10 protein-coding genes and 1 pseudogene are annotated in these 9,343 nt (G+C 55.1%); 5 read left to right on the top strand and 6 right to left on the bottom strand.

The window, feature by feature from the left end; all coding sequences use genetic code 11:
• The 5 genes and pseudogenes from JNB88_RS27740 to JNB88_RS27725 all read left to right on the top strand — a co-directional run.
• Positions 1-127: pseudogene (locus JNB88_RS27740) on the top strand (IS5/IS1182 family transposase); the annotation flags it as partial.
• Positions 94-486, top strand: coding sequence for an aminotransferase class V-fold PLP-dependent enzyme (locus JNB88_RS27735; protein WP_220358261.1), 393 nt, complete (start codon positions 94-96; stop codon positions 484-486). The pseudogene JNB88_RS27740 and the gene JNB88_RS27735, both read left to right, overlap by 34 nt.
• Before the next feature lie 146 nt (positions 487-632).
• Positions 633-1,613, top strand: coding sequence for a L,D-transpeptidase family protein (locus tag JNB88_RS27730; RefSeq protein ID WP_420832224.1), 981 nt, complete (start codon positions 633-635; stop codon positions 1,611-1,613).
• Between the two features lie 354 nt (positions 1,614-1,967).
• On the top strand, positions 1,968-2,207 hold the full coding sequence (locus JNB88_RS33880) for a hypothetical protein (RefSeq protein WP_223217354.1): 240 nt from the start codon (positions 1,968-1,970) through the stop codon (positions 2,205-2,207).
• Positions 2,208-2,675: 468 nt separating this feature from the next.
• Positions 2,676-2,963: a DUF1236 domain-containing protein gene (locus JNB88_RS27725; RefSeq protein WP_220358260.1), complete on the top strand. Its 288-nt coding sequence runs from the start codon at positions 2,676-2,678 to the stop codon at positions 2,961-2,963.
• A 1,236-nt stretch (positions 2,964-4,199) separates the two neighbouring features.
• On the opposite strand, the gene JNB88_RS27720 is transcribed toward JNB88_RS27725, so the two are convergent.
• The 6 genes from JNB88_RS27720 to htpG all read right to left on the bottom strand — a co-directional run bounded on the left by JNB88_RS27720 (position 4,200) and on the right by htpG (position 9,013).
• Positions 4,200-4,352 carry a hypothetical protein gene (locus JNB88_RS27720; RefSeq protein ID WP_220358259.1) on the bottom strand — a complete coding sequence of 51 codons (153 nt, stop codon included), beginning with the start codon at positions 4,350-4,352 and terminating at the stop codon, positions 4,200-4,202.
• A 55-nt stretch (positions 4,353-4,407) separates the two neighbouring features.
• Positions 4,408-5,247: a DUF1236 domain-containing protein gene (locus tag JNB88_RS27715; RefSeq protein WP_220358258.1), complete on the bottom strand. Its 840-nt coding sequence runs from the start codon at positions 5,245-5,247 to the stop codon at positions 4,408-4,410.
• 119 nt (positions 5,248-5,366) lie between these two features.
• Complete coding sequence (locus JNB88_RS27710; protein WP_220358257.1) at positions 5,367-5,762, bottom strand: DUF1236 domain-containing protein; 396 nt, start codon at positions 5,760-5,762, stop codon at positions 5,367-5,369.
• Between the two features lie 127 nt (positions 5,763-5,889).
• Entirely contained in the window at positions 5,890-6,162 is a 273-nt protein-coding gene (locus JNB88_RS27705; RefSeq protein ID WP_220358256.1) for a BON domain-containing protein, read from the bottom strand.
• A gap of 248 nt (positions 6,163-6,410) precedes the next feature.
• Positions 6,411-6,725 carry a hypothetical protein gene (locus tag JNB88_RS27700; RefSeq protein WP_220358255.1) on the bottom strand — a complete coding sequence of 105 codons (315 nt, stop codon included), beginning with the start codon at positions 6,723-6,725 and terminating at the stop codon, positions 6,411-6,413.
• A 398-nt stretch (positions 6,726-7,123) separates the two neighbouring features.
• Positions 7,124-9,013 (bottom strand): molecular chaperone HtpG, encoded by a 1,890-nt coding sequence (gene htpG / locus JNB88_RS27695; RefSeq protein WP_220358254.1) that lies wholly within the window; start codon positions 9,011-9,013, stop codon positions 7,124-7,126.
• Between the last annotated feature and the right edge of the window lie 330 nt (positions 9,014-9,343).

Below are 9,343 nucleotides of genomic sequence, written 5' to 3'. Positions count from 1 at the left end.
CAATCGTATCAAACACATGCGGGGCTTGGCCACGCGCTACGACCGCCGCCCTGACAATTACCTTGCTGCACTGAAACTCGTTGCGACAAGAATTTGGATCAATTCAGTTTGCGAGTCCACGTCCTAGGGCGCGCTATCGACTATGCCCTGGAGCTCGGATTGGAAAATATTGAGGGGCGGTGCAAAGCTCTGTCGACTGAAATGCGCGACGGCCTGAGAGATTGCCCAGGGGTTACCGTTCATGACCTCGGACCGAACCCCGCCTCGATCGTCTCCTTTACGATCTCGAACCACCCCGGAAGCGACGTCAAGGCCAAACTGACGGAACTCGGCTTCAATGTCAGCGTATCGGCCCCCTCGAGCACATTGCTGGATGCCAGCGCGCGGCAATTGCCCCCGGTCGTGCGAGCCTCGCCTCACTACTACAATTCCGAAGAGGAAATTGACCGGTTTCTGGACGCAGTCCGAACGCTAAGCAAAGCGTAGCGGGGTGTCTGCCACATCAGCCTGCGAAAACCGGCGTTTTCTAAACGCATATAGCCGCAGCCGAGCTCTTGCCGTGACTTCAATATTCGCCGGTATTCAGGCCGAATTGCAGGTGCTAACGGAACATCTGCCAAGCTGGCATCTTTATGGTGATGATGAAAAGATTGTTGCTCACCTCATTGGTCGTATTGACCTCATTGACGACGGCTCAGGCACAGGACTTGTCGCCCGATTTGATAAACAACGCCGATGTGAAGTCGTATTCGACCGAGCGCAACGAGAAGGCCGCCCCCCTCCCGGATCCAGCAATCATCCACCTGCAAGTCCTGCTCGATCGTGCCGGCGCATCGCCTGGCGTAATTGATGGTTTCCAGGGAGACAACGTCAGAAAAGCGATAGCCGGTTTCGAAATGATGCAGCGCCTTCCGGTTGATGGAAAACCCGACCCCGAGGTTCTGGCTCGACTAAATGATGATAAGCACGTCATCGGACCGTACATCATCGCGCCCGAGGATATGGCCGACCTCGTGGAAGCCATCCCAAAAGACTATGCGCAACAGGCCACGATGAAACACCTTGGCTATACCAGTGTCGCGGAGAAACTCTCGGAACGATTCCACATGGACATCGATCTACTGCATGCGCTCAATCCCTCCGCGAATTTCTCTCCGGGTGAAACTATCAACGTTGCTGTTATTGGCGCGCCTAGCACGGGCAAGGTGAAACGAATTGAAGTCCGTCGCAAAGAAGGCCAGCTTGTTGCTTTCGACGATGAAGGTGCAGTGGTGGCGGTCTATCCGGCGACGATCGGGAGTGAAGACAACCCGTCTCCTTCCGGAAAGCACAAGGTTAACGGCGTCGCCCGCAATCCTCCTTATGTCTACAATCCAAAGATCAATTTTCAACAGGGCAAGAATAAGAAAAAGCTGACATTGCCGAGTGGTCCGAATAATCCAGTTGGCACAGTATGGATTGATCTGACAGAGCCAACTTATGGCATTCATGGCACGCCCGAACCATCGTTGATTGACAAGGCTGGCTCACATGGCTGTGTCCGCCTGACAAATTGGGATGCGGAGGAACTGGCGAGCATGGTAAAGTTCGGGGTCATCGTCGCATTTGAATAGGACGTTGCCTCTTCACGGTGGTCTCTTCGGTCCGGAGCCAGTCCTTGATATGCGCATCGCGCGCTGTAGCGGCAGAGGTCTCTGAGGTGGTGCAGTGGGAACCTTTGGCAGCACTTCGCCGAACTGCCGCCGAGGCCCGTGTAACGTAAGTCTTCGCTCCACACACAGCTGTCAGCCTGCAGGCAAGGGCGTTGCGGAACCTTTACGGCTTTCAACCAGTTTTACCCTTGCAGCGCTTTCCAAAACACGCTGTGGGACCAAGCACCACCCATTTGCGGTCCGCAACAGGCCCGACGCTCGCCCCCAAGCACGCCGGGCCTTTGCTTCTTTCTCATTCAAGGAGATAGACGAGAGATGGCCAGAGAAAATCTTAACGCAGGTTTCACTGGATCGCCCACCGACCAACCTGAGGGAGTGCGAAAGGTCGCAAAATCCGCCGGCGACGCAGTAAGACGCGAAACGAATGCGCTGGCCATAGGTGTGGCCGAACATCCACACACTGCCACCACACTGGTTCTGGCGATCGGGGTCATGGCATTCGGCCTAGGATACTTGATGGGGCGATCTTCAGGCGATCAAAGTTATTGGCATTAAGGAGCCTTTGCCGGGATCAGGAAGTAGCAAAGGTAATGGCTCTCAAAGGTCATTGCAGGCTGGAATCCAGTCTCAACGAGAGACCAGCACATCAAGGGCCCGGCGCATCATGCGTCGGGCCACTCAAGCGACACTCAAGTCTCGATCCGCCACGAAGGACAGATGCCAGCAGCGATCCCAACACGCTCTCTTTAAACCGTTGGGGTCGCGACCGACTGCTCGCGAGCAGGCAGAGCACCGGCGAAGTGGTGCAAGTTGAGGCCGCTGCCTGGAACAGATCGACGATTCAACATTCATCGTCACTCACTGCCAATGGCTCGGGAACATTCAAGCACTTGCATGGTTGTCTCTTGCAGGTGATTGCGATCTCGATGGATCCATTCATCGGGCACGAGTTTTGCGGAAGTAGTCTAACACTTCAGCGCATTTGAGCCGACGCGAGAAGACCTTAACGAAGAGGAGAAGGAAATGAAACTTTCCACGATTGTAACAACTGCGTTGCTTCTTACGGCCGGCGCAGCCTTTGCTCAGACCGCCACCGTCGTGACGGTTCCAGGCGAGGTCAGGACCTATGTCACGGAGCAGGAAGTGCCATCCGTGGTGTATGACGGTGACGTGGTGGTTGGCAGCGAGCTGCCCGCTTCAGTAGAAGTGCACACGATCCCATCCAGCAAATCCTACAGCTACACGGTAGTTAACAAGCAGCGCGTGATCGTCGACCCGCAAACCCGCAGAGTTATCGAGGTTATTAAGTAGGCAGCAGCCAAACGAAACGAAACGCTGGCAGGACAGTTCTGCCAGCGATCGCTATCAAAGCACGAAGAAGGCCAGTGCCGCTAAGAGGACTGTAGCAACGGTGACGGAGCGCAGAGTTAACCTCGGGTGCCCGGAACTGGCGTGTTGCAGTTGACGGTCTTTCCCAGTCTGCTCCTCTTTCTCGGGTGCAAGCGCGTCGCGAATTATCCTATTTTGACCTGCACCGTCGTCGTGCCTTTGCCGCAGTTCTGGCACGGTCACACGTCTGATATTTGCCTCATCAGACTTAACGGCAACGCTCACCTTGCATCCGGCGCGAATAGCGCCAATCGCCTGTTCAGCTGCGGCTCTCTCGTCGTCCGCCTCAACAAGAGACGTGTGACTTACCAGGAAGAATGGCATTCATTTTCGCTTCTGTTTACTGAATCACATCAATCCCGTTCACTATAGGTGTCCAGCCTCGGTTTAGGAATCGAAGCTCAAGGAAATTTCTCGCGCAGGTCGACTGAGACAAAGCTGGGTATTCTGGGAGCGGCGGCGTCGGCACGACCGAGCACGCAATAGCAATTGACACCGACCGTTTAACGGAGGGGAACCGAGGCCGGCCTAAATGAACTATCGACCATTCCAAACGTTATTAATACAGATTAACAGTTGGAGTGAAGCCTATGAAAAAACTGCTATTAGCGGTTGTTACAGGAGCCTGCCTAATGGGGATTTCTCCAGCGGCTGCTCAGGGAATTTACTTCGAGTTCGGAGAACGCCCCCGCTACTACGATGATTCCCCCCGCTTGTACCGGGCACCACCCCCGTACTATCGCGATCGATACTATGGCTCGCGATATGACAGGCCACGCTGTTGGAGGCAACCTTACGAGGTTCGTCGAAACGGGCACTATGTAACAAGATATCGAACAGTGTGCCGTGATTAAAAGAGCGCGCAGTACTTGCCGGCAGCGAGGCGCGGGGGACGTCCAACACCTCTCATTGCCGGCAATATGCTCCTCCTACACTCGAATGCGCCGAATAAACGAGCGTGATTTACGGACGTGGTTGACCACGGGTGCGACGACCGAAATGTCCTTTTAACGCGAAGGCGGAAAGCCTATCTTTGATTGATGCTGAGATGGCATGAGAGAGTAAAATTGCCGCCTGCCCTTACTTTCTTCTCCCGCTATCTCCACCCTAACTCAATCCCGCACGAGGGCGAGATGAGAAACGGCATACGTTGCTCAATCAAATACCAGCGGAACTCGCGGGAACCCACACTCTGGTCGTATTGGAGCTATCGGCTGTCATGAAGAGGCTGCCAATGATCGCAGCCATCGCAAGGAGAATGACGATGAGGGGAAAAGCGAGGCCCGATGACTTTTCTTCATTATAAATCATAAGAAATCTCCCGTAGCCCGGACGGCGCGGAAAGCGCCGCCGGGAGAGCGGCCGGCTAGGCCTCAATTATGTAGACGATTGCCAGAACGTCGGGATCGACGATAACGATTCGACCATCCGCAAGGAGGAAGAAGCGGTAGCCTTCATATGCGGGCACAATCTTCACAATTCGCGGCGGCAGCGGTTCAAGATGAACCCTCTTGGGGATCTTCGTTCCGACGGACACTGTAAAATCAACTTCCTTTACAGGTTCGACATGCACTTCCTTCACCACCTGCCGAATCTCTGTTTGCTGTTCGACCGTGACGCTAACGCTGGCTCGGGTATTTGTCGTCTCGCTGTTGTTGTTAACGTTGGTTTCCGAAGACGTGTTGTTGGTTTTCGAAGAGTTTTGTTCCGTCGACTCCTTCGAGGCTGCATTCGTATCCTGGGTGCCGCCGTTCGGGGTCGCTGCAGAACCGTTGCTTTCACTGCTTCCCGACTTGGTGTCAGACTTATTCTCCACCCTTGTACCGCCAGAAGCATCGGGTGACGATTTCTGCAAACTGCCGCCATTTGGGGAGGCACTGCCATCTGCTGGTTTCGCGCCGTTCTGAGTTTCGGAGGCTCCCCCCGTCGTCTGCTTTTTGGATGGAGCGCTGCCCTGAGGGCATCCCCCGGGGGCGTCTGGTTTACAGTCGGTTTCGGCGTTTCCTCCAGACTGCGATTGTCCAGCTTCTGCGCCGGGCTGTTGCGCCGATTGAGTCCCGGTTTGCGAGCCCGAGTCCGATTTCGGTTCGGATTGCGAACCGGATTGACTGTTGCTACCCGTTTGGGCGATTGCAGGAAGAGTTGTGAGCGGCGACACGCCAAGAGAGAGCGCTGCCGCAACAATGGCGAGATGACTAATTTTCATTGTTGATCTCCAGGCGTGGGCACGCGACACTGCCCGCAATCTCATGCGTCATGTGCGTGCCCACATTGTTTTGGAACCAGCGGGCTACGCCCGCCTGCTGGTTGCCTTGCGGCCGGAAATTATTGGACGACCTGGATAACCTTGCGGGAAGAAGGCTCCACGATTACGCGCTGCTCATTGACGATAGCATAGGCATACTTCGGATCATCCGGGATCGGCGTTACCACTACAGTCGAGGGCAAGGGCTGCCCAACGACAACCTTCTCCTTAACCACAACACGCTCGGTCGGAGCGGGGGCTTGCTGAACATAGGTGATTACTTTCTGCGGCGGCGGATCAATAATGCTGCCGGCCACTCCCCCGACAATACCACCAACAGCCGCGCCGACCGGGCCGCCAACGATTGCACCGGTCGCTGCACCACCGGCAGCTCCTGTAACCGTTGACGACTGCGCAAATGCTGACGTTGATGCCATCACAATGACTGCCGCGATTCCTACTGCTTTGATATTCATCTGTTTTCCTCCTTTGTTGCGCTTTCTTGCGCTGGGTAGAAAACCGACGAGAGCGGTAGCTGTTCCCAAGAAGGGACTTCAGTCCGAGACATTCGGACCTTAGTCCGATCCGCTCCGGTAACCTGGACTATTGGATCGAAAAACGGCTTAGCATACGGTCCTGTACGTTAGCGAAGCCGACGATCGACGCCGCAACCGAGATCGCTCTGTCGCGATCTGCGGCCTTTGTAATGTAGCCTTCAAGGAGAACCATTGGGCCCAGCATTTGGATCGTGATGGAGCCGCTGTCGATGTCTGGCTCGGCGGCGAGCGCAGATCGGATTGCGGCAATGGTCGACGCAGAACTATGGCCTTGCGAGCAGCACTGTTCGTAGCTGAAGCTGTCAGAGCCGAATTTCATATTACACTCCTCCCGTTCCGCCCTCCTCGGAACGCTCTTGTTTCCACGTCTTCTAATATGACGACTGATGCCCGGTGTCGCCAGTCGGACTTAGGTCCCTATCGTCCAATGGCTATTGGGATCAATCTTTCCCAGGGCTCGATGGTTCTGCGCGATTGGAGCGGAATCGGACACTGCTGCGCGCCCGCAAGCTCTACAAGGCTATTTTGAGCTTTGGAGGAAAGGAAGCCTACGGCTTGGGTAGGAAATCAGTCAGCTTTGCTTAGAAGCTTGCATTCAATGGCAGTAGGTTCGTCTTTGATCCTAGCATGAATGACGAGCTCCCAATCGCGTCCTGGTACCATCTGAAAGCTTCTGAGCATGTCGGCAATCTTCGGGCATTCCGGGGGGTTGTCATAAAAACCGGTCAGGGTGATTTCGATCTGTGTCCTGAGAGGGTTGAGTGTGCATGATCCCTGCAGCCCGGACGCTTCGAAGAATGTGCAGATCTCCCTCGCTTCGTTCATCTGGTCCGCGGGAACTCCGGCCGCCGACATCAGCCCCGTAAAAACAGGAAATACCATCAGTATTGAGGCTCGCACGTATTCGCCTCCCTTCCTCATCGGAGAGACAGGAGACCACCCGGGGGTTTCCAATACACCAAGTGGCCTCCTCTATCCTCCCCAGCAGCGAGGACACGAGAACAATAGGGCCAATCGGCAGAAGGGAAATTGGACCAAAGTCCCGAATGGGACCCCTTGTACGCTACCGAACAGAAGAATTTCCTCGAAATGGAATTCATCGAAGTGAGCTGTGGCTTATCGAAGTGCCGCGACCCGACTGCTATACGAACCGAGGCTCAGTTATCCGGTCAGAACACTGCGCGCGCTGCTTTTGGTCCTTAGAGCAGGTAGAACAGCCGTTGCAAAAAGCCCCCGCAAGGGGGGCCCGTATGCTACAGCCCACTCTGCGTCATCGGCGACTATTCCGGTTGCCCTATGGCAAGTTTAAACAATCGAGCCTGCCTGCCAGCAAACGCCCGTGGGTCGGTTGGCTTGTCGCCGTCCAGAATACGCGCCTCATCAAGCAGCAGCCACGCAGCATCTTCACGAAACGTTGCCTCAGCTATTGAGGATATGCCTTTTACGAGTTCGCTTTGAGCGTTGACCTCCAGGATTGGTTTCGAAGCTGACTGCAGTCTTCCCGCTCCTTGAAGAATTTTTTCCAGCTGCCGATCAGGTCCATGCTCCGAGGCCACAAGGCACACGGCACTATCGGTCAGCCGACTGGACACGCGAACATCGGCGACCTCCTGGCTGAGGACATCCCTCGCGAAATCGATAAAGGCGGTAACCTCATGGGGAGCATCGGGCACATTCTTGCTGTCATCAGCGCCGGCGATTTCATCGAGATCGGTCAGCCCCTGCGTGATCGATTTGAAAGACTTTTCATCGAAGTCACCGGCGTTTGTTGGCCAGAAGCTGTCGACCGAATCGGTAAGCAGCAAGACTTCGATGCCCTTTGCTCGAAAACCTTCGAGGTGAGGTGACGCATTCAGTTGGTCCAGGTTGGATCCACTGATGTAGTAGATCGAAGACTGCCCCTCCTTCATGGAACCAATGTATTCGGCAAGACTCCGTGTCGCGTCTCCCGATGCGGTGGTCCGGAATCGCGCAAGCTTTAGAAGCTGTGAGCGGCGTTCATAGTCCTCGTAGATTCCTTCTTTAAGGATTGCTCCAAATAGCTCCCAGAATTTGTAGAAATTCTCTTGCTCACTTTCGGCAAGCTTCTCCAACGCTGAAAGGACGCGGCCGGTGACCCCCTTTCTGATTGCGCTGAGGACGGGGCTTTCCTGGATCATTTCGCGAGAAATGTTCAAAGGCAGATCTGACGTATCGACGATGCCTCTTACAAAGCGCAGATAACGCGGCAACAAGTCTGCCTCGTCGGTGATGAAGACGCGCTTCACGTAGAGCTTCATACGCCCCTTTCGTTCGACATCAAAAAGATCGAACGGCTGGCTCCCAGGGATGAACGCAAGTGTCGTGTATTCGTGCCGACCCTCGGCTTTGAAATGGACGTTCATCAGCGGCTCGTCATACTGGCCCGAAACGCCGCGGTAGAAATCATCGTAATCCTGTTTCGATATTTCAGTCTTGGACTTCGTCCAAAGGGCTGCTCCGTCGGTTACTTGAGACGGCTCCGCTCCAGCCTTTTCAATCAGCCGGACAGGGAACGGGACGTGGCCGGACTGGTCCCGGATGATTTTTTCAACGGTCCATTTTCCGGTGTATTTCTTCGCATCTTCCATCAGATGCAAGACAACGCGCGTACCTCTGGTGGGCGCCTCGATGGGATCGACCGCGACGATCTCATAGCTACCCTTGCCGTCGGAGGACCATCTCCAGGCTCCGTCCTGGCCGGCTCGACGGGATATGACATCTACCTTATTAGCCACCATGAATGAGGAGTAGAAGCCGACGCCGAACTGCCCGATGAGCTCAGCTTTTTCCCCTCCCTTTGCGGCGTTCAGCCTGTCCATGAAAGCACGCGTTCCGGAGCGTGCAATGGTGCCCAGGGCATCGATCATCTCATTACGGCTCATTCCGATCCCGTTGTCTTCAACGACAAGGGTCATTGCCTCCTCGTCAAGGGCAACAAGAATCCCAGGCGCGACACCATCCGCCGAGAGCCGCGGCTCGGAAATCGACTCGTATCTCAGCTTTTCGCAGGCGTCGGCCGCATTGGACACCAGTTCTCTCAGGAAAACATCCTTATCCGAATAAACCGAATGCACCATCATGTGCAAAAGCCTGCTGACATCTGCTTCGAAAGAATGTTGCTCAGGCTGTCGCTCTTGTGCTGTTGTCATCGATGAACCCCATGTTCGTAAAAGGCGCGCGACACGTGGTTTTTGCGCGCGCGATTTTCAAGCCATTGTCAGGAAAATTGGTTCATTGCTAGGCTTTTCCGTTCCTGCTGCGAGGAACAACGACAAGATTGCATCGTCTCGTCTCTTCGGCGGACAGTTCGCATTCCGCATTGGATTCTACCCATGAAGGACGAGGCTACCGTTCTCGCGTACGTCATCTCAACCGGAAATGATGCGCTCCTCCAGCTAGATCAAGAAGCCGACCCGCACCGTACAGCGCAAGAAGCTGCGCCATTCCGAGGTGCCGATCTAGCCCCTGACGCTAGGACC

Source organism: Rhizobium cauense (assembly GCF_019511525.1).
Classification (GTDB): domain Bacteria; phylum Pseudomonadota; class Alphaproteobacteria; order Rhizobiales; family Rhizobiaceae; genus Rhizobium; species Rhizobium cauense.
Note: the sequence above shows the minus strand (reverse complement) of the source record. Positions and strands in the feature narration are given on the sequence as shown.

Bases quoted from the DNA above. Each gene is read 5' to 3' on its own strand.
- JNB88_RS27730 (WP_420832224.1), top strand. From the start codon at position 633: ATGGTGATGATGAAAAGATTGTTGCTCACCTCATTGGTCGTATTGACC.
- JNB88_RS33880 (WP_223217354.1), top strand. From the start codon at position 1,968: ATGGCCAGAGAAAATCTTAACGCAGGTTTCACTGGATCGCCCACCGAC.
- JNB88_RS27725 (WP_220358260.1), top strand. From the start codon at position 2,676: ATGAAACTTTCCACGATTGTAACAACTGCGTTGCTTCTTACGGCCGGC.
- JNB88_RS27720 (WP_220358259.1), bottom strand. From the start codon at position 4,352: ATGATTTATAATGAAGAAAAGTCATCGGGCCTCGCTTTTCCCCTCATC.
- JNB88_RS27715 (WP_220358258.1), bottom strand. From the start codon at position 5,247: ATGAAAATTAGTCATCTCGCCATTGTTGCGGCAGCGCTCTCTCTTGGC.
- JNB88_RS27710 (WP_220358257.1), bottom strand. From the start codon at position 5,762: ATGAATATCAAAGCAGTAGGAATCGCGGCAGTCATTGTGATGGCATCA.
- JNB88_RS27705 (WP_220358256.1), bottom strand. From the start codon at position 6,162: ATGAAATTCGGCTCTGACAGCTTCAGCTACGAACAGTGCTGCTCGCAA.
- JNB88_RS27700 (WP_220358255.1), bottom strand. From the start codon at position 6,725: ATGGTATTTCCTGTTTTTACGGGGCTGATGTCGGCGGCCGGAGTTCCC.
- htpG (WP_220358254.1), bottom strand. From the start codon at position 9,013: ATGACAACAGCACAAGAGCGACAGCCTGAGCAACATTCTTTCGAAGCA.